1 protein-coding gene is annotated in these 309 nt (G+C 72.5%); it reads right to left on the bottom strand.

Features of this window, described 5'->3' with window-relative positions; all coding sequences use genetic code 11:
- The coding region (locus OQ02_RS39800; protein ID WP_033443865.1) for a tyrosinase family protein at positions 1-309 on the bottom strand (309 nt) is incomplete at both ends.

The raw sequence follows: 309 nt of genomic DNA, 5'->3' as shown, positions 1-309 counted from the left end.
GTGTCGGCGGCCGGCAGGTAGGTGGACCGGGGGTGGCGGGCCTGCCAGTCGGCCCACAGCTTGTCGACGAAGGCGTGGTGGAGCCAGAACACGGGGTCGTTGGGGGAGACTCCGGTGCCCATCTGGCCGCCGACCCAGACGTGGACGCGGTTGTGGAGGTTCACGCCGCGCCACCCTTCAAGGTGGTTGCGGAAGCCGTCCGAGGAGCTGTTCCACGGGGCCGTGTCGTAGGTCTCCATGGCGAGGACGGAGTCGACCTCGGCGCGGGTGGGCAGCTGGCGGCCGCCGGCGCCGAGGTCGCGCCGGAGG

The sequence above is a fragment of the Saccharothrix sp. NRRL B-16314 genome, from assembly GCF_000716595.1.
Taxonomy (GTDB): domain Bacteria; phylum Actinomycetota; class Actinomycetes; order Mycobacteriales; family Pseudonocardiaceae; genus Actinosynnema.
Note: the sequence above shows the minus strand (reverse complement) of the source record. Positions and strands in the feature narration are given on the sequence as shown.